17 protein-coding genes are annotated in these 19,313 nt (G+C 60.0%); 11 read left to right on the top strand and 6 right to left on the bottom strand.

The genetic code is table 11. The features are described from left to right. The first annotated feature begins 10 nt into the window (after positions 1–10). Positions 11–535, top strand: coding sequence for a YHS domain-containing (seleno)protein (locus ACSQ3J_RS01250; protein ID WP_060503548.1), 525 nt, complete (start codon positions 11–13; stop codon positions 533–535). A 32-nt stretch (positions 536–567) separates the two neighbouring features. On the opposite strand, the gene ACSQ3J_RS01245 is transcribed toward ACSQ3J_RS01250, so the two are convergent. The 3 genes from ACSQ3J_RS01245 to ACSQ3J_RS01235 form a co-directional block, all read right to left on the bottom strand. Then, positions 568–2,784, bottom strand: a complete 2,217-nt coding sequence (locus ACSQ3J_RS01245; RefSeq protein WP_060503547.1) for an adenylate/guanylate cyclase domain-containing protein — start codon at positions 2,782–2,784, stop codon at positions 568–570. 161 nt (positions 2,785–2,945) lie between these two features. Further along, entirely contained in the window at positions 2,946–3,995 is a 1,050-nt protein-coding gene (locus ACSQ3J_RS01240; protein WP_060503546.1) for an LLM class oxidoreductase, read from the bottom strand. Positions 3,996–4,022: 27 nt separating this feature from the next. Further along, the gene (locus ACSQ3J_RS01235) at positions 4,023–4,646 is read right to left on the bottom strand and encodes a glutathione S-transferase family protein (RefSeq protein WP_060503545.1); all 624 of its coding nucleotides are present in this window, start codon (positions 4,644–4,646) and stop codon (positions 4,023–4,025) included. Positions 4,647–4,871: 225 nt separating this feature from the next. Here ACSQ3J_RS01235 and ACSQ3J_RS01230 point away from each other — a divergent pair, with 225 nt between their 5' ends. The 3 genes from ACSQ3J_RS01230 (at position 4,872) to ACSQ3J_RS01220 (ending at position 8,975) form a co-directional block, all read left to right on the top strand. Then, on the top strand, positions 4,872–5,771 hold the full coding sequence (locus ACSQ3J_RS01230; RefSeq protein WP_060503544.1) for a LysR substrate-binding domain-containing protein: 900 nt from the start codon (positions 4,872–4,874) through the stop codon (positions 5,769–5,771). Positions 5,772–6,410: 639 nt separating this feature from the next. Continuing rightward, positions 6,411–7,817: a DUF1254 domain-containing protein gene (locus tag ACSQ3J_RS01225; protein ID WP_060503542.1), complete on the top strand. Its 1,407-nt coding sequence runs from the start codon at positions 6,411–6,413 to the stop codon at positions 7,815–7,817. 165 nt (positions 7,818–7,982) lie between these two features. Then, a complete protein-coding gene (locus tag ACSQ3J_RS01220) occupies positions 7,983–8,975 on the top strand; it encodes a DUF1254 domain-containing protein (RefSeq protein ID WP_060503541.1) in 993 nt (330 codons plus the stop codon). Between the two features lie 93 nt (positions 8,976–9,068). Here ACSQ3J_RS01220 and ACSQ3J_RS01215 read toward each other — a convergent pair whose 3' ends face one another. Further along, a complete protein-coding gene (locus tag ACSQ3J_RS01215; RefSeq protein WP_060503540.1) occupies positions 9,069–10,112 on the bottom strand; it encodes an aldo/keto reductase in 1,044 nt (347 codons plus the stop codon). 229 nt (positions 10,113–10,341) lie between these two features. Between ACSQ3J_RS01215 and fabD the strand changes: the two genes are divergently transcribed. The 7 genes from fabD to gmk all read left to right on the top strand — a co-directional run bounded on the left by fabD (position 10,342) and on the right by gmk (position 17,285). Next, positions 10,342–11,286: an ACP S-malonyltransferase gene (gene fabD, locus ACSQ3J_RS01210; protein ID WP_060503539.1), complete on the top strand. Its 945-nt coding sequence runs from the start codon at positions 10,342–10,344 to the stop codon at positions 11,284–11,286. Between the two features lie 26 nt (positions 11,287–11,312). Beyond that, entirely contained in the window at positions 11,313–12,050 is a 738-nt protein-coding gene (fabG, locus tag ACSQ3J_RS01205; protein WP_060503538.1) for a 3-oxoacyl-[acyl-carrier-protein] reductase, read from the top strand. Positions 12,051–12,375: 325 nt separating this feature from the next. Beyond that, positions 12,376–12,612 (top strand): acyl carrier protein, encoded by a 237-nt coding sequence (locus ACSQ3J_RS01200; RefSeq protein ID WP_018327362.1) that lies wholly within the window; start codon positions 12,376–12,378, stop codon positions 12,610–12,612. A 220-nt stretch (positions 12,613–12,832) separates the two neighbouring features. After that, positions 12,833–14,092: a beta-ketoacyl-ACP synthase II gene (gene fabF, locus ACSQ3J_RS01195; RefSeq protein ID WP_060503537.1), complete on the top strand. Its 1,260-nt coding sequence runs from the start codon at positions 12,833–12,835 to the stop codon at positions 14,090–14,092. 308 nt (positions 14,093–14,400) lie between these two features. Beyond that, positions 14,401–15,579: an endolytic transglycosylase MltG gene (gene mltG / locus ACSQ3J_RS01190; protein ID WP_060503536.1), complete on the top strand. Its 1,179-nt coding sequence runs from the start codon at positions 14,401–14,403 to the stop codon at positions 15,577–15,579. Positions 15,580–15,735: 156 nt separating this feature from the next. Continuing rightward, positions 15,736–16,623: a YicC/YloC family endoribonuclease gene (locus tag ACSQ3J_RS01185; protein ID WP_060503535.1), complete on the top strand. Its 888-nt coding sequence runs from the start codon at positions 15,736–15,738 to the stop codon at positions 16,621–16,623. A 47-nt stretch (positions 16,624–16,670) separates the two neighbouring features. Continuing rightward, entirely contained in the window at positions 16,671–17,285 is a 615-nt protein-coding gene (gene gmk, locus ACSQ3J_RS01180; protein ID WP_112834562.1) for a guanylate kinase, read from the top strand. A 169-nt stretch (positions 17,286–17,454) separates the two neighbouring features. Here gmk and rsmA read toward each other — a convergent pair whose 3' ends face one another. Together rsmA and pdxA are read right to left on the bottom strand one after the other, a co-directional pair. Then, positions 17,455–18,282: a 16S rRNA (adenine(1518)-N(6)/adenine(1519)-N(6))-dimethyltransferase RsmA gene (rsmA, locus tag ACSQ3J_RS01175; RefSeq protein WP_060503533.1), complete on the bottom strand. Its 828-nt coding sequence runs from the start codon at positions 18,280–18,282 to the stop codon at positions 17,455–17,457. Beyond that, entirely contained in the window at positions 18,282–19,310 is a 1,029-nt protein-coding gene (gene pdxA, locus ACSQ3J_RS01170) for a 4-hydroxythreonine-4-phosphate dehydrogenase PdxA (protein WP_060503532.1), read from the bottom strand. Before pdxA ends, rsmA begins: the two co-directional genes overlap by 1 nt. Positions 19,311–19,313 lie beyond the last annotated feature (3 nt).

Raw genomic sequence — 19,313 nt, 5'->3', positions numbered from 1 at the left:
GGAGCATGTTATGTCTGATGCTAAGCGAAAAACCTTTGTCACGCGTGCAGCAGTGGCCGCAGGTCTTGCCGGTTTGCTGCTGTTTGCCTCTGGCGCGGCGGCCGAGGATCCCTTGGTCAACACGGGCTATTTCGGCGACGTGGCGATTCGAGGTTACGATCCGGTTGCCTATTTCACGCAGAATGAAGCCGTGGAAGGATCAGAGAAATACAGTCATCACTGGCTGGGCGCGACCTGGCATTTTGTGAGCGCCGAAAACCGGGACCTCTTCATAAAGGAACCGGCCAGATATGCGCCGCAGTATGGCGGATATTGTGCCGACGGTGTCTCGCTTGGTACGGTGACCACCAATATCGATCCGAAAGCCTGGCGGATCATCGAAGGAAAACTCTATATCAGCTATGATCCGGGTGCTGCCGACGGTTTTGAAAAGAACCCGGCCAAGGTCGGCAATTCACAAAAGCATTGGGCAGAAGTCCAGCAAACCCTTGTCACGGAAAAGCTGCACAAGGATTGGCGCAAGAGCGTCAATTGATCCGTCCGCCGCCGCCGGGTTTGTGTCTTCCGTCAGGGGGATAGCGAAAAAAACTTCAGGGCTTGCGGCGTGACATGGACATATTGCGCGGCAGGGTTCTGCTTGTCCCTGTTGCGGTAGACATATCCGCAGACCATGCGATCCAGAAAATAGCCGGCAAACGTCTCGCAGAGGCGGTCGTCCTGAATTTCGGTCACACCGGTAATGCTGGTATTGGCGCTGCGATAGGCGGTGTTTCCTGCCGTGTCGAAATACTGGATGAAATCGGTGCCGTTCTTGTGCTTGCCGGTCCATGTCTTGTTGTTCACCAGATTTCGCAGGTCTGCCCCGCTGAGCCGATCGGCCTTGGCGCCTTCAAACCCGAAAGGCCATTCGGGAATGCCGGCTGCCCGCAGGCCGGTCAGGTGATACTGCAGGTCGTCCTCGTGCCAGTAGTCATAGAGATAGCCGTAATAGGTCAGATTGCTGTCGGGAAACAGTTCAAGCAACCTTGCCTTTTCTTCAGCACCGCGCGTCCGGTCGCCCTGCGTCATGTATGCCGCCGCCAGATATTCATGCACCGGTTCGGCGTTGGGCAGCGCTATCCGCGCCGCTTCCATGAAGGGGATGGCCCGCTCGTTGTCGCGCGCCGTGTAAAAGACGATGCCGGCCAGGAGCTGAAAACTTGGCGGCGGGGAGGGGTCAAGCCGCAGAGCCTTCTCCATTTCAGCGATGGCCTGTTCATGGCTACCGGTGTGGGCGAGAATGAGTGCCAGATTTCCAAAGGCTTCCGCATCGCTTGGCTGGGCTTCCACCGCCTGGTTGGCGGACGCAATCGCCTCGGTCTCCCGCCCGTCGACCAGTTGAAGCAAGGCAAGTACAGCCAGCGCCCTGGCGTTTTTGGCATCCAGCTTCAAGGCTTGCCCCGCCGCGTCGTAGGCGATCTTGCGGGCCACGGCCGCCGACCAGAGATAGGTGTAGTCGTTGCGCCAGACATCGACGGCGACGCGGGCGATGCCGGCGTGAGCATTGGCAAAGTTTGGATCGAGATCGATTGCTTTCTGGTAAAACGACAGGGTCCTGCGATAGGTCTCGACGTCGCTATAGGTTATGCCCTCCTGTTCCGCTCTCAGATAATAATCGTAGGCCTCCAGATTGTCGGTGGGGATTCGCGCCAACTGGTCCCGCTCGCCCTCGCTGAGCTTGACGGCCAGGGCCGAGATGATCTTGCCGATGACATCGTCTTGCACGGCAAAGAGGTCGGCATACTGGCGATCGTAGCGTTCGGCCCAGAGCGACAGTCCGGTGAGCGCATCGATCAGCTTGACGTTGATCCGCAATCTTGCTCCCGCCCGCTGCAATGTGCCTTCCAGAACGTAGTGGACGCCGAGTTCCGCAGCCACGTCCTGAATCTTTCCGGATGCATCGCCGATCGCGAAAACGGAATGGCGTGCGATGACGAATAGGCCGGACACCTTCGACAGTTCGGTGATGAGATCGTCTGTCAGCCCTTCAGCAAGGTGATCATGTTCCTTGTCGCCGCTGACATTGATAAAGGGCAATACGGCGACCGAGGGCTTGTCCGGCAGCGGGTAAGCCAGACGGTTCACGGCCGCAGGCGTCTGGAGAAGTGTCCACGGTTGCCACCAGAAGGCAGCACCCGCCAACAGAAGGGCAAGTATCGCCACCATTGCGGCCGGAACCCGCCAGGAACGCCGTTTTCTGGGGGCGCCAATCGTTATGCCCGCCACTGCCGGGTTCAGCAAAATCCGGTATACCCGGATAGGCTCACTGATGCTTTTGACCTTCTGTTCGCCGAGCGAGGCATAGCCGACCGCAAGCTTCGTCTTCACCTGGTCATAGGCCGTTCCGGAAATGGCGATGCCGCCCGGTTCGGCCAGCGCCTGTATCCGGTCCGCAATGTTGACGCTGTCGCCATGGATGTCCTCCCCCTCGACGATGATGTCGCCGAGATTGACACCGATGCGGAACTCAAGCCGGAGATGGGGTGGCGTGGCGGCATTCTGCTTTGCTTTCTGCTGCTGCACGCCTATCGCACAGCGCAAGGCATCAACGACGCTATGGAATTCCACCAGCACGCCGTCTCCCATGGTCTTGACCAGCCGGCCATTGTGCTCAGCAATCGCCGGCTCGAAGATCTGTTTCATGTCGGTCTGGAAACGAACGCGCGTGCCTTCCTCGTCGATCTGGCTCAAACGACTGTAACCAACGACATCGGCGATCAGGATTGCTGCGAGATGGCGCTCCATATCCGGGCTTTCTCGGCGTGCTCTGGGCATTATCCTACAGTAGGTCTATCGCCGATGCCATCGCGGCTGTCCGAATCAAGAGCTGTCAGGACAGGCCTGCCGGCCCCATCCGCCTTTCATGACGTCGGCTGGCAGCACCTCATCCTTCGCGCCGATATCCCTCACCATTTTGCTCCCACCCGCTCATGACCTTCAAACGAGGGAAAGTGCGGCAGGACCTCCTCGGCCAGTTCCTGGATAATCTCCTTAACAGGGCGTTGAGAAAACTGGATGCCAAGGGCCGCATGATTGACACCGGCCTCCCGCCACGCATGAAGCAGCGCGATCAGGCCTTTTCTGCCGGTTCGGAGCACGAAACCGCCCTGCAGCGGGGTGGGTGGGAAGTCGGTATCATCGACCAGATCGAGCCATTCGTTGGTCATATGCGGCCTGAACCCGCCATCAGGGATAAGATTGCGCCATGCACGGATGTTGGCGGCAAGCCGTTTGGGGCCATCCGCGGTATGGGTAGCCTGCGGATATGTCAGCCAGCCATCCGCGTGCTCAGCCACCCATTCCGGCGACTGCCGGCTTGATCCTGTCACAATGAGCGGGATACGCCCTGTTACGGCCTTGGGCATGAGGGTCGCCTCCTGGATCGTGCCCAGAGTTCCGCGGATGGAAGGTTGGCCTGCGGCGACAAGCTGGCGAAACCAGGCGACGGTTTCGGCGAAACGTGCGCTTCGCGTGTCGAAATCAATGCCATAAGCCGGGAACTCGACAGGCCGGTCGCCAGACGCAATGCCCATCACCAGCCGCCCACCCGACAGATGGTCGATCGTTGTCGACATTTTCGCAAGGTCGATGGGATGGCGCAAACTAAAGATCGCGCTTCCGGTTGCCAGCGCAATGCGTTCGGTCTTCGCCGCCAGATAGGCGAGATAGGTGAACGGGTCGAAGACCTGTCCCGCGTCACCGAAGTTCGGATCGTAGAGCGGGACGTCGCGGACCCACACGGCCGCAAAACCGCGCCGATCAATATCGGCAACGTGCTCGGCCTGGCCTTCCAGCACCCGCATGTCACCCTGCCAGAAACGCAGCGGCAGGAAGATACCGATGGTCAGGTGGCCGGGTGCGAACATGCGGCGATAGCCCGGATGCGCCGCGAAGGCGTCAAAGGAAGCGCCTCCAGGCAGGCTGTCCGTCGATACAGTGTTGTTGATGATGTTCATCGTGATGGTATCCTGTGAAACGCGTGCTCAAGGGCCCGTTGCCGGAGCCGGAAGGGAAATGCCGCGCTGGACGGCGGGGCGAAGCGCAACCTGATCGTGCCATCGGGTAAGGTGCTGGTGATGAGCGAGGCCAAACCCGCAGATCGTGGCGATGTGGGTCCAGCCGAAATTGGCGATATCCGCGACGGAATAAGTGTCACCCGCCAGCCATTCATTCGCCGACAGCTGGCCGTCGAGCACGGCGAACGCATCTTCGGTCAGGCGGCGGTAGCGCTCGATTGCATCGGGTATTTTTGTGCCAGCAAACATTTCGAAGTGCACCCGCTGGCCCAAAAGGGGTCCGAGGCTCGATGAGTGGAACTGAAGCCACTTGATCGCTTCCCATCGCGCAAGGGGTGCCTGCGGAAGAAGCTGCCCGCTTTTTTCTGCGAGATAGAGCAGGATGGCGGCAGATTCGAACAGGGTGACGCCAGTCTCGTGATCGGTGATCACGGGAATCCGGCCGTGTGGATTGAGGGCCAGGAAGGCCGGTTGCCGGTGTTCGCCCTTGTCGATGGCGATATGATGCAGGCGATAGGGCAAGGCGAGCTCTTCGAGTGCAATTGTTGCCTTGAACCCGTTCGGGGAGGCGTCGGTATAAAGGTCAATCATTCAGGTTGTCCTGCTGGGGAGATAAAAATCCGGTGTGATCCGCTGACCCATTCATGACTGTGGTCGTGGAAATTCGTCCATGGACTAGGTTAGGCATCTGTTCTGTGTCTCTTTTTGATATACGCTTTTCTAAATTTGTGTGACGGCCACCTGTCTGTTAATAGATTGAATAGGTACCGATAAAAAACGATTCAATCTTCTCTTAGAGTTTAGGTAGGCTAATCTTTGAATCCTGTTCTCCCTCTTCTTGCGCTGCGGGCGTTTGCTGAAACCGGGCGCCATGGCAGCTTGAAGAAAGCCGCGGATGCGATGGGTGTCACAGCCGGGGCCATTAGCCAGCAGATCCGGCAGCTGGAGGAGCGGCTCGGCGTGATCCTGTTCACCCGCACCCGCTATGGTGTCCGTTTGACGCAAGCTGGCGAGAGAGTTCACCCGGCGCTTGTTCTGGCTTTCGACCAGATCGCTCGAAGTCTTGAAATTCTGGAAACAGCAAACGTCCCACCGGCACTGACCGTCAGCACGGAGCCATCTTTTGCCGCATCCTGGCTGGTGCCTCGCCTAGGGCGGTTTGCTGCCCGGCATCCGGATATCGAGGTCCGTGTCGAGGCGACGGCGGAACTCGCCGATCTGCAAAGGGATCGCGTCGACGTTGCGATACGGCATGGTCTTGGCCGCTATCCGGGCCTCGTTTCGGAACTGTTGATGGCGCCGGTCCTCCTGCCGGTCGCAGCGCCTGCGTTGTTGAGGGACGGACCGTCGATCAACACTCCCGCAGATTGCCTTGCCTATCCGCTTCTTCAGGATGGCGCACGGGCGGACTGGCCGATGTGGTTTCAGGCCCTCGGTGTACCCGACGATCAGCGTGCCGGGCGTGGCCCCTCATTCGACGACGATTTCCTGCTCGTCCGTGCCGCTATCGCTGGTCAGGGAATGGCCCTGGTCCGCGACCTTTATGTTACCGAGGAGATTGCCCTTGGCCGTCTTGCCCTTGTGTTGGACACACCTTGGCCAACCGATTTTGCCTATTACGCCGTCACGCATCCGCACACTGCCACTCGCAGCACGGTGCAAAACTTCATCGGCTGGCTGAAGGAAGAGGCGTCAGGGAGCCTCGTGCCCATCTGAGGGCTTTTGAAAAAATATGCATGACAGAAGGTGGCGTGTTTTCTCTTCTTAACGCCGTCAGACGCGCATCGTGATCCATCCCCGCGCGAAAATGTCGCCGTGGGTGTCAAAGAGCAACTTGGCCGGGGCGCTGAAAGCTGCCTCGTAAAGTAGTAATAGGTGACACCTCTCAGCGCCCCGTTCTATGTCTTTTGCCGCGTTTCTCAGGTTCTTCTGCGCTTTCCGCTCTGACCGGAAAGCCTCCAATGCCCCAGCCCGGCCGCTTATCCGCCAAGCCTTTCAATCCGGCGGGGTTTGGCCCTGGACCGTCCAAGAACGGTGTGACCACCCGGCACGCCCGGTTCATTTGCGAACCGGAGGAGAACCACCTTTCACGCAGCCCCGGGGATTTCGCGCGCGTTTCGCCAAACCATCCGGGCACCGGCCCCACCTCGCCGGCAACGCTTTCCGGTGTATCCGTGATGGGACGCAGCGAGTATGGCACTGGTTTTAAGGGCGGGGATTTGCGGGGATGATTTTTGCCCAGGATATCACCCGAGCCCTTGCCGTGCGGTGCATTGCGACCATTGTAACCGTAACGTACTTCCCCGCCCGGCCGCTAAGTGCTCCTGTGATACCCGCATCCAAAGGAGTATTGTTATGAGACGCTTGTTCCTCGTTACCGTGCTGGCCACGGCGATGATCTCGACGACCGTCGCGGCCTTCTCTCCTCAAGAATTGCGGCAACGTACGCTTGAGCGCCGCGCTGTGGAAGCCGTCATCTGGGGTATTCCGGCCGTCAACTATGATCTGATGCTGCAGGAAATGCTGGCAAAGACGAAGGGTAAGGTCAACCAGATCGTCTACTGGTCCCGGCCACTCGACTGGCACAACCAGACGCTGACGCCCAATCCGGACGCGATCTATCTGATGACCTTCACCAACACAAAGGACGTTGGGCCGATCGTCATCGAGGTACCACCTGCGCAAGGCGGCTCGATCAACGGCAACATCGTCAACGTCTGGCAGATGCCGCTTGAGGACGCGGGGCCTATGGGGGCGGATCAGGGCAAGGGCGGCAAATATCTCATCCTGCCGCCTGGTTACGCCGAAAAGATCCCAGACGGTTACATCCCGCTGAAGTCGGATACCTATGGCGGCTACGCGCTGCTCCGGTCGAATCTCCCCAGCCATAGCGAAGCCGATATCGAGAAGTCGGTTGCCTACGGAAAGAAACTGAAGGTCTATCCGTTATCGCAGGCGGCCAACCCATCGGAGACGGTTTTCAGCGACGCCAAGGACGTACTGTTCGATAGCACCATCCGCTACGATGCCAGCTTTTTCAAATCGCTCGACCGCATCATCCAAACCGAACCGTGGCTGCCACGTGACCGGGTGATGATCGACCAGTTGAGGACGCTTGGCATCCAGAAGGGCAAACCCTTCGAACCGGATGTGCAAACGAGCAAGCAGCTTGAAGTTGGTGTTCATGAGGCGCAGCAGTGGCTCGAAGCCAAATATGCCTCGGAACTGATACCCTTCTATGACAAGGGACGCTGGAATTTTCCGGCCAACCCCGAATTGGTCAAAGCCGCATCCGCCTCCTTCGACGAGCCTGACGCTTATCCCGTCGATATTCGCGGCCTGACTTACAGCTACGGCTACATTGGCATCAAACGCCTCGGAACGGGCCAGTTCTATTTAATTTCCATCAAGGACAAGGATGGCAAGACCTTTGACGGATCAAAAACATACCGTCTTAATGTGCCTGCGAACGTGCCGGTTGAGCAATATTGGTCGCTGACCGCCTATGATCGTGAGACCCATGCGCTGATCCGCAACATGCCGCGCGCCAGCCGCTCGTCGCAGATCCCGGAGTTGATCAAGAATGCCGACGGCTCGGTCGATCTGTTCCTCGGACCGAAAGCGCCTGATGGCAAAGATATGAACTGGATACCGACCGATCCAAAGCGGGACTTCGAACTGATGTTCCGGCTCTATGCACCGACAAAGGCCTTGTTCGACAAGACATGGGTGCTTTCGGACGTTGAGCAGGTCCGGAAATAGACTTGGTTCCGGCAATTGTGCCTGCCCGATGCAACGGTCCCTACTTTATGGCCATGCAGCTGCGAAGAAGGAAGCAGTGGGCGGCCGCTGGGAAAGCGCCGGTTCTCGTTCACGCCAGCTAGATAGAGGTATGAAATGATCCGTATAGTTACAGCAAGGGCCGGAATGCTTGGACTGGCATTCCTTCTGCACATCCCGGACGTTTTTGCCGCTGACGCGGTAACCGTCGATAATTTCATCCGTGCGGAAAGCGATCTCTATTTCCATAATCTCGCCGGGGAGGGCGGCTTAGGTACATTTCTTCATCGCCGCGAGCCGGCCGATGTCGATAAGCAGACCGTCATCCGCCTGAACCGGGACACTCTGTATTCGTCGGCGGTTGTGGATCTCGACGCAGGGCCAGTCAGTATCGCCCTGCCTGACGCCGGCGGGCGTTTTATGTCGCTCATGGTGATCAACCAGGATCATTACATCTCGACGGTTTCCTACACGGGGACGACCACCCTGACGAGGGAGGGGGTGGGAACCCGGTATGCCGTTGTGGGGGTTCGAACCTTCGTCGATCCGAACAGCCCGGACGACGTCAAGCAGGTGCACGCGCTTCAGGACAAGCTGAATGTTGAGCAGCCCGGAGGACCGGGAAAACTCGACCTGCCGGAATGGGACCAGGCCAGCCAGAAGAAGGTGCGCGACGCGCTGCTGATCCTGGCGACGACGATGCCGGATTTCAACAGGGCGTTCGGATCAAAGACTGACGTGGATCCAGTCCGCCATCTCGTTGCCAGTGCTGCCGGATGGGGCGGAAACCCCGACAAGGATGCGACCTACCTCAACATTACACCGGCAAACAACGATGGAACGGTCGTCTACAAGCTCGACGTCAAGGATGTTCCGGTCGATGGCTTCTGGTCGATTAGTCTCTACGATGCCGGGGGCTACTACGAAAAGAATCCCTATAATTCCTATTCGCTCAACAATGTGACGGCCAAGAAAAATCCGGACGGATCGATTTCGGTGCAGTTCGGCGGCTGCGACGGGAAAATCCCCAATTGCCTGCCGGTCATGAAGGGCTGGAACTACACGGTGAGGCTGTATCGTCCACGCGCGGACATTCTCGATGGCTCCTGGACCTTCCCCGAGCCTAAGCCTGTCCGGTAGGCCGGCTGTGCCGCACATTCATGCGGGAGCGCCTTGAATACGTCAGAGCCACACCGCCCGCGAAAGGACGGTGTGGCCTTCCGGCCGAATGTTTCAGATGGGCGCCGGATACATCTTGTGCAGTTTCGCAATGCCCTTCAGCACGTCGGCTGACAGAACCACATCCTTTGCGCCGATATTCGTCTTCAACTGTGCCATGCTCGTCGCGCCGATAATCACCGAGGTCATGAAGGGGCGGGTGAGGCTGAAGGCGAGCTGCATCTGGGCGAGGTCTAGACCGTGTTCGCGAGCCAGCGCCGCGTAGGCCTGGACTGCGGGCTCCTGATATTCGGTGTAGCGGCCGCCGAGGTCGCCGTTGATCGACAGGCGTGAACCCTCCGGATTGGCGCCGTTCAGGTATTTGCCGGAGAGAAGACCGGCGGCGAGCGGCGAATAGGCAAGCAGGCCGACATTTTCATGATGGCTGACTTCGGCCAGATCGAGGTCGAAGGCGCGGTAGAGGAAATTGTATTCATTTTGCAGCGAGGCGATGCGGGGAGCCCCGAGTTTCTCGGCAAGCGCCAGCATCTTCATCGTACCCCAGGCGGTATCGTTGGAGAGGCCGACGGCGCGGACCTTGCCTTCCTTGACGAAGGCGCCCAGCGTTTCGAGGATGGCGTGGAGATCGTCGATCGTCGCGGACGTGTCCTGATGCGAGGGATCATAGGTCCACGACTGGCGGAAATGATAGTGGCCGCGGTTCGGCCAGTGCATCTGGTAGAGATCGACATGATCGGTCTGCAGGCGCTTCAGGCTGACTTCAAGCGCTTCGCGCATGGTCTTGGGGCTCGCAGGCGTTCCACCACGAATATAGGGACGGCCGGGACCGGCGACCTTGGTGGCGACGACGATGTCATCGCGCTTGCCGCTCTTCTTCAGCCATGTGCCGATATAGTCTTCGGTGAGGCCCATGGTTTCGGGGCCGGCCGGAGTGACGGGGTAAAGCTCAGCAGTGTCGAAAAAGTTGACGCCCTGGCCGACGGCATAATCCATCTGCTCATGCGCTTCCGCTTCGCTGTTCTGCGTGCCCCAGGTCATGGTGCCCAGGCAGATTTCCGAAACCGTGATGCCGGTGCGGCCGAGTGTGTTGTATTTCATGGTGCTTAACGTGCCTCAAACTGTGTCCGGCGGCGAATGTAGAGGCTGTTTGCTGCGGCGCAAGAGAAAAGCAGAGCCGTGCACAGGCGCCGGCTTTGGGGCTCGAAAGCTTGACTCATGCGTCAGGAATGTGAATGGAGAGGAAAAAGCTCCTGCCTGCCTTATGTTTGCCGGCAATGGGTTGGAATGAAACGGCGTAGCCAGGCTGCGCATGACGAGGAATAACCTCATGGCAATTGCATTCACATTTCCAGGACAGGGCAGCCAGGCGCTGGGCATGGGCAAGGATCTGGCCGAGGCCTTTCCGGAAGCCGCCGCCGTCTTTGCCGAAGTCGACGACGCACTCGGCGAAAAGCTCTCCGATATCATGTGGAACGGTCCCGAGGAAACGCTGACGCTGACAGCCAACGCCCAGCCGGCGCTAATGGCGGTGTCGATCGCGGCGCTGCGGGTCCTCGAAGCAAAAGGTCTCGACCTGAAATCCAAGGTTTCCTACGTCGCCGGCCACTCGCTTGGCGAATATTCCGCACTCTGTGCCGCCGGCACGTTTTCGCTCGCCGATACGGCGCGGCTCTTGCGCATTCGCGGCAACGCCATGCAGGCGGCGGTTCCGGTCGGCAAAGGCGCGATGGCAGCGATCATCGGGCTTGAGCATGCGGATGTTGATGCCGTCTGCACGGAAGCATCCGCCCTCGGTTCCTGCCAGATCGCCAATGACAATGGCGGCGGCCAGCTGGTGATTTCGGGCGAGAAGGCGGCTGTCGAAAAGGCGGCTGCCCTGGCGACGGAAAAAGGCGCCAAGCGCGCCATCCTGCTGCCGGTTTCCGCTCCCTTCCATTCGACGCTGATGGGACCGGCTGCCGACGCCATGCGCGAGGCGCTGTCCACGGTCGCAAAGAACAATCCGGCCGTGCCGCTGATCGCCAATGTGCGCGCAGCCCCGGTCACCGATGCGGACGAGATTGCCAAGCTACTGGTCGAGCAGGTCACCGGCCAGGTCCGCTGGCGCGAGACCGTCGAGTGGTTTGCCGCCCATGATGTGACGACATTGTACGAGGTTGGTTCCGGCAAGGTGTTGACCGGCCTGGCGCGCCGCATCGACAAGACTGTCACCGGCATCGCCGTCAATTCTCCCGCCGATATCGATACGGCGCTTCAAGCTCTGCTCGGCTAAGCCGAACCCAACAAGGACCCAAGACCATGTTCGATCTGTCTGGCCGCAAGGCCCTCGTTACCGGCGCATCCGGCGGCATCGGCGAAGAGATTGCCCGCATCCTGCATGCGCAGGGCGCCATCGTCGGCCTGCACGGCACCCGCGTCGAAAAGCTGGAAGAGCTTGCCAATTCGCTTGGCGAGCGTGTTCATCTCTTCCCGGCCAATCTGGCTGATCGCGATGCCGTCAAGGCGCTCGGCGAAAAGGCCGAAGCCGAACTCGGCGGCGTCGACATCCTCGTCAACAATGCCGGGATCACCAAGGACGGCCTGTTCGTGCGGATGAGCGACGAAGACTGGGATGCCGTTCTCGAAGTCAACCTGACCTCGGTCTTCCGGCTGACCCGCGAGCTGACGCATCCGATGATGCGCCGCCGCCATGGCCGCATCATCAACATCACCTCGATCGTCGGCGTGACCGGCAATCCGGGCCAGGCCAATTACTGTGCCGCCAAGGCCGGCATGATCGGCATGTCGAAGTCGCTTGCCCAGGAAATCGCCACCCGCAACGTGACGGTCAACTGCGTCGCCCCGGGCTTCATCGAAAGTGCGATGACCGGCAAGCTGAACGACAAGCAGAAGGACGCCATCATGGGCGCCATCCCGATGAAGCGGATGGGCACCGGCGGCGAAGTGGCGTCGGCGGTTGCTTATCTGGCTTCCAACGAGGCGGCCTACGTCACCGGCCAGACCATCCATGTCAACGGCGGCATGGCGATGATCTAACCCCTTGGCATAGGCCGTCAAAGGCCTGTGCCACCACGTTTCCGGCTCTATCGGAGATGTGGGGCCGAAATACCGGGAATTGCATGTTGACCAAGCCATTCCCGGCCATTTTCGGACTTTGCGGCAGACTTAAACCGTGTTAAGCGGGCCATGACTGTGCGCAGTCGATCGGAAGATATGCGGTATATGCTGGCTTTGGCAGGCGTGGTTTGCCCGCTTCCGGTTGAACGAATTGCCAGGCGGATCGTCTTGATCTGTCAGGCGTTAATAGGGTACCGATGTCAGAACGGCATCGTTGAGAAAAACAAAGGTCGAGGAATCCGACATGAGCGACGTAGCAGAACGCGTAAAGAAAATTGTTATTGATCATCTTGGCGTCGATGCCGAAAAGGTCTCGGAAGGCGCAAGCTTCATCGACGATCTGGGCGCTGACTCGCTCGACACCGTCGAACTGGTCATGGCATTCGAAGAAGAGTTCGGCGTCGAAATTCCTGACGATGCAGCGGATTCGATCCTGACGGTCGGCGACGCTGTCAAGTTCATCGAGAAGGCACAGGCCTAATATCAGGCCGTGTTCGGGCGGGGCGCTTTGCGGCCCGCCTTTCGTCCCTTCATGGGGCGCGCTCTCCGTTACGAGAGCAAAAAGCATGATCAAGGAAAGCCTCAAGGCTTCCGTACCTGAGATCACGCAGTACAGCATCACGGAATAGGATGTACGGATCCGGTTTTTTGCGCGAGGTCCGGTCCGGTTCTGGAACGAACAGGCAGGATGGATCACGGGCATGAGACGTGTCGTTATCACCGGTACCGGCATGGTATCTCCCTTGGGCTGCGGGACTGAGATATCCTGGTCGCGGCTCATCGCCGGCGAAAACGCCGCCCGTAAAGTCACAGAATTCGAAGTCGAAGACCTTCCCGCAAAAATCGCCTGCCGCCTGCCGTTCGGCGATGGCACCAATGGTACCTTCAATCCGGACAACTGGATGGAGTTGAAGGAGCAGCGCAAGGTCGACAGTTTCATCGTCTATGCAATGGCCGCCGCCGATATGGCGCTTGCCGACGCTGACTGGCATCCGAAGACCGACGAAGACCAGATCGCCACCGGCGTGATGATCGGCTCGGGCATCGGCGGCCTCGAAGGCATCGTTGAAGGCGGCATCACGCTGCGCGACCGTGGCCCGCGCCGGGTTTCTCCTTTCTTCATTCCAGGCCGCCTGATCAACCTTGCCTCCGGCCAGGTATCGATCCGCCACAAGTTGCGCGGCCCCAATCATTCCGTCGTTACCGCCTGCTCGACGGGCGCCCACGCCATTGGCGACGCCGCCCGCTTCATCGCCCTGGGCGATGCCGACGTGATGGTCGCCGGCGGGACGGAGTCACCGATTTCACGCATTGCGCTGGCCGGCTTTGCCGCCTGCAAGGCGCTTTCCACCCAGCACAATGACGACCCGACCAAGGCATCGCGCCCCTATGACAAGGACCGTGACGGTTTCGTCATGGGCGAGGGCGCCGGTATCGTCGTGCTGGAAGAACTCGAGCACGCCAAGGCGCGCGGCGCCAAAATCTATGCCGAAGTCGTTGGCTACGGTCTCTCCGGCGACGCTTTCCATATCACGGCACCGGCCGAGGACGGCGACGGCGCGTATCGCTGCATGCAGATGGCTCTGAAGCGCGCTGGCCTGTCGGCAGGCGATATCGACTATATCAATGCCCACGGCACATCGACCATGGCCGACACGATCGAACTGGGTGCTGCCGAGCGCGTTCTCGGCGAGCATGCGGGCAAGGTCTCGATGTCATCGACAAAGTCGGCGATTGGCCACCTGCTTGGTGCAGCCGGTGCTGTCGAAGCGATTTTCTGCGCGCTGGCGATCCGCGACAATGTCGCTCCCCCGACGCTCAATCTCGACAATCCGTCGGTCGAAACCAAGATCGATCTGGTGCCGCATGTGGCGCGCAAGCGCGAGATCAATGTCGCCCTGTCGAATTCCTTCGGCTTCGGCGGCACCAACGCCTCGCTGGTTCTGCGTCGTTACGCCTGATTTTGGATATAGCGGGCCTGCCGGATGGCGGCCCGTCATCAACGCCGGTATCATTCCGGCGTACCCCGCAAGCACGATAATTCTCCCACTATCGTGCTTTTGCCGCATTGCTCGGTTCAAACATGGCATACGGACGTTTGCGACTGAACCGGTATCGTCAGCCCAGTGCCTTGTGTCCATACTGACACAAGGCCAAAAGCGTACTGCGGCTACAATCGCAACAAGGTGATTCTCATTCCTGTTTCTCTTCTGGAGTTCGCATCAGGGATGAAGACGTGCATGACGCGAATTCCAGACCCAGGACACCAGTGAACGACGCAAACGAAAACAGCGCAGCGCCTTTCGGCCGCAACGAGGCGGGCAATAACGGCCCGATCATCCCGAAATCGGCGAGCGAAGCTCTTCGTCCAGAAAAAGTGCCGCAGCCGCCAAAGCGGTCGCGCAAGGCAAAAAGCCAGGTCGTTATCTTTCTGAATTTCCTGATGACCGTGATCGTCTGCCTGACGATCGCGGCAGCCGGTACGGTTTACTATGCAATGTCCGCCTATGAGGACAACGGCCCGCTGACGGCCAATACGAATTTCATCGTGCGCAATGGCGCCGGCATCCAGGAAATCGCCAGCAGCCTTGAGCGCAACAATATCGTGTCCGATGGTCGCGTCTTCCGTTTCATGTCGGAGGCCTATCTCGATGACAACGATACGCTGAAGGCCGGCGAATACGAGATCAAGGCCGGTTCCTCGATGCAGGAGATCATGCAGCTCCTGAAATCGGGCAAGTCCATCCTCTATTCGGTGTCGCTGCCGGAAGGCCTGACGGTCAAGCAGATGTTCTCCCGATTGAGCAGTGACCCCGTTCTGGAAGGCGACCTTCCCGCGGCAATGCCGGCAGAAGGCACGCTGCGTCCGGATACATACAAGTTTTCGCGTGGTACCAAGCGGGCTGAAATCGTCGCGCAGATGGCAGCGGCACAGAAGCAGCTTGTCGATCAGATCTGGGACCGGCGTGATCCGGACTTGCCGATTGCCAGCCGTGAAGAATTCGTCACCCTGGCATCGATCGTCGAGAAGGAAACCGGCATTGCGGATGAACGGTCGCGCGTTGCATCGGTCTTCATCAATCGCCTGGAAAAGGGCATGCGGCTGCAGTCCGACCCGACGATCATCTATGGGATTTTTGGCGGTGATGGCAAACCGACCGACCGGCCGATCCTGAAGTCTGACCTCGAGAAGGACACGCCTTACAACACCTACATGATCAAGGGCCTGCCGCCGACACCGATCGCCAATCCAGGCCGGGCAGCGCTCGAAGCGGTTTCCAATCCGTCGCGCACGTCCGACCTCTATTTTGTCGCCGACGGCACGGGTGGGCATGTGTTTGCCGCCACGCTCGATGAACACAACAGCAATGTCCGCCGCTGGCGCAAGATCGAGGCCGAAAAGGCCGCTGCGGCGAAAGCGGCGGAGACCGCACCAGCCCAGGAATAATCGGGCCTCCATCAGGCTTGTGGATGACACGGCTCCGGTACGCTTGACCCTTGCGGTTGACCGTGCCGGGGCCGTACACATTCATGCAACAATTCAAAGTTCCGCAGCTTCCGACACTTCGTTGAGGAGAATACTGCCGGGCCGGAGGAAAAAACGATGCCGCTGCAATCCATGACGGGATTTGCCCGCCGCGAGGGGACTTGCGGACGTTACCGCTGGGCGTGGGAACTCCGTTCGGTCAACGGCAAGGGGCTGGATCTGCGGTTGCGGCTGCCGACGGGCACGGAGCATCTGGAAACGGACGTCCGCAAGCTGGCCGGTGAGAGCTTCGCGCGCGGCAACATGCAGGTCAACCTCACCGTCAGCGCCAGCGAAACCAGCGTCGAGCCGGTGATCAACCAGGGGGCTCTTTCAGCCGTCCTGTCGTTGCGCGAGCAGTTGCGCGATGTCATCGATCCGGCGCCACTGCGCCTCGATACGCTTCTGTCCATTCGCGGCATCGTTGATTTTCGCGAACCGGAAGAACAGGAGGGCGAGCGCGCCACCCGCGATAGCGATATCCTCGCCGGATTGCGTCAGGCCCTTTCCGACATGACCTCGATGCGCGAGGGGGAAGGCGTGGCGCTCCGCCGGGTCTTGCTGGAACAGATCGACCGGATCGAGACGCTGACCAGCGAGATCGAGGCAGACCCGTCGCGCAGTGTGGCCGTCATTACCGCCCGCCTTGCCAGCCAGGTGGCCCTGGTGATGGACGGCGGCTCGAAGATCGATCCGGAACGTCTCTATGCCGAAGTGGCACTGCTGGCGGCCAAGGCCGATATCCGCGAGGAGATCGACCGCTTGCGCACCCATGTGACGGCAGCCCGGGATCTTTTGCAAAAAGGCGGCCCTGTCGGCCGCAAACTCGATTTCCTTTCTCAGGAATTTAACCGCGAATCAAATACCATCTGTTCCAAGTCGAATGCCGCTGCGGTCACTGCCGCTGGTATTGAATTGAAGGTCGTCATCGACCAGTTCCGTGAACAGGTCCAAAATCTGGAGTGAACCCCGTGAGCCAAACGTCCACCAAAGCCATTCAGCGCCGCGGTCTCATGCTGGTGATCTCGTCGCCTTCGGGCGCGGGCAAGTCGACGATTGCGCGCAACCTGCTCGAATCCGATCCGCATATGAGCATTTCGGTCAGTGTCACGACGCGCAAGCGGCGTCCGAGCGAGATCGAAGGGCGGCACTATTTCTTCAAGTCGATCCGCGAATTTGAGGGGTTGCGCCAGACCGATGCGCTGCTGGAATGGGCCGAGGTTCACGGCAATTTCTACGGCACGCCACGCGATGCCGTCGAGACGGCGATGTCGGAAGGGCAGGACATGCTGTTCGATATCGATTGGCAGGGTGCCCAGCAGTTGCAGGAAAAGATGGGCGGCGATGTCGTCTCGATCTTCATCCTGCCGCCGACCATGGCCGAACTGCAGTCCCGTCTGCATCGGCGTGCCGAGGATACCGAAGAGGTGATTGCCACGCGGCTGGCCAATTCGCGCTCGGAGATCGAGCACTGGCTGGAATATGACTATATCGTCGTCAACGAGGATCTCGACAGCGCCTTCGCCTCCGTCAAGGCCATTGTCGAGGCCGAGCGGCTTCGCCGCGACCGTCGTCCGGGACTGTTCGAATTCGTCAATGGTTTGCTGACGGAAACGCCGAAGCTCTGATGGTCTCTGGTTAGGGATCAGGTGCCAATTGCTCTCTCTTCTCCCCAGCGGGGAGAAGGTGGCCCGTAGGGCCAGATGAGGGGGCGGCAGGCTTCCGATTCGTGGAAAGCTCCCCCTCATCGCCTCGAATGCGCTCGGCACTTCTCCCCGCTGGGGAGAAGAGGACAGGCTACATACAATTCGCCAACCGGCAGAACTCTTCCACCGACAGTGTTTCCGCCCGGCGTTTCGGGTCGATCTCGGCCTTGGCCAGCAAGGCTTCTCCACCGATCGATTTGACGCTCTGGCGCAGCATTTTGCGGCGCTGGCCAAAGGCGGCCATCGTTACCTTTTCGAGGGCTTCTGCCGAGCAGGGGATCGGGTTTTCGAGCGGTTCGAGATGCACCACGGATGACGTGACCTTCGGCGGCGGTGAGAAGGCTTGTGGCGGTACGTCGAAGGCCATGCGGGCGTTCGTGCGCCAGCCGCAAAGCACGCCGAGGCGGCCGTAATGGTCGTCATCGGCTTCGGCAACGATCCTGAGGCCCACTTCGCGCTGGAACATCAGCGTCATCGACTGGTAGAACGGCGGCCAGACCTTCGGCAAAAGCCAGTTGACCAGAAGCTGCGTGCCGACATTGTAAGGCAGGTTGGCGATGATCTTGACTGGCCCCTCGGTGACAAGCTCCTCGAACCGTGTCTTCAGCGCATCGCCTTCGACCACTTCGAGACGGCCGGGATAGAAATCCGAAATTTCGGCAAGAGCGGGCAGGCAGCGGGAATCGCGCTCGATGGCAATGACCTTCTTGGCGCCCAGCGACAGGATGGCGCGGGTGAGGCCGCCCGGACCGGGGCCGACCTCGATCACCGTCACGCCCTCAAGCGGACCAGCCGTGCGGGCGATCTTCTGGGTGAGGTTGAGGTCGAGCAGAAAGTTCTGGCCGAGCGCCTTTTTAGCATCCAGGCCGTGGCGGGCGATAACGTCGCGCAGCGGCGGCAAACCGTCGATCGCTGCCATCAGTTTTCTCCTCGTGCGGTATTATCGGCCAATTGCTGTGCCATCCGCAGTGCTGCCAGCAGGCTGTCGGCGCGGGCAATGCCCTTGCCGGCAAGGCTGAACGCCGTGCCGTGATCCGGCGAGGTGCGGATGAACGGCAGCCCGAGCGTCGCGTTGACGCTGTCGTCGAAGCCGAGCGCCTTGGCAGGGATCAGCGCCTGATCGTGATACATGCAGATCGCTACATCGTATGTGGCGCGGGCGCGGTCATGGAACATGGTGTCGGCGGGCAGGGGGCCGGTGATATCGACGCCTTCGATCTTCAATCGTTCGATGACGGGGCGGATGATTGCATCGTCTTCCAGCCCAAGTGCGCCGCCTTCACCCGCATGCGGATTGAGACCGGCAACGGCGACGCGAGGGGAGGCAAGACCGAAGCGTTCCTTCAAGTCGCGCACGGTGATCGCGCAGGTGCGGTAAATCAGATCGGCACTCAACTGCTCCGGCACATCCTTCAGCGGGATATGGATCGTCACCGGAACGGCCATCAGCTTCGGCCCGGCAAGCATCATGACCGGAAGCAGCGGCTCACCTGTCAGGCGCTCGCCGAGGTCGGCGAGAAATTCCGTATGGCCTGGAAATTGAAAGCCGGCGTCATAGAGCACCGACTTGGCGATCGGATTGGTGACAATGGCGGAGGTGGAACCTTCCATCGTCAGCCGCACCGCGGTTTCGATGGCACCGGTGATGGCGGCTGCATTGGTGGAGTCCGGCATGCCGGGCGTGACAGCTGCCGCGCAGGCCACTGGCAGCACTGGCAGAGCATCGTTGAAGATGCTGATAGCGCTGGCGCAATCCGTTTCGCGGATGGCAGCGCTATGGCCGAGAACACGGGCTCTGGCCTCAAGCGCAGCGGCATCGCCGATCAGAATGAACGGCGGCGTCTGCCAGGCTTGCCTGTTGATCCAGGCGTCAAGGGTAATGTCGAGGCCAATCCCGGCGGGATCGCCCATGGTCAGGGCGAGCGGCCTGGCGCGCGTCGGGTTCATGCT

Source organism: Rhizobium sp. LjRoot98, from assembly GCF_964252935.1.
In the GTDB taxonomy this organism is placed as follows: domain Bacteria; phylum Pseudomonadota; class Alphaproteobacteria; order Rhizobiales; family Rhizobiaceae; genus Pararhizobium.
The sequence above is the reverse complement of the archived record's forward strand: the minus strand, read 5'-3'. Positions and strand labels throughout refer to the sequence as shown.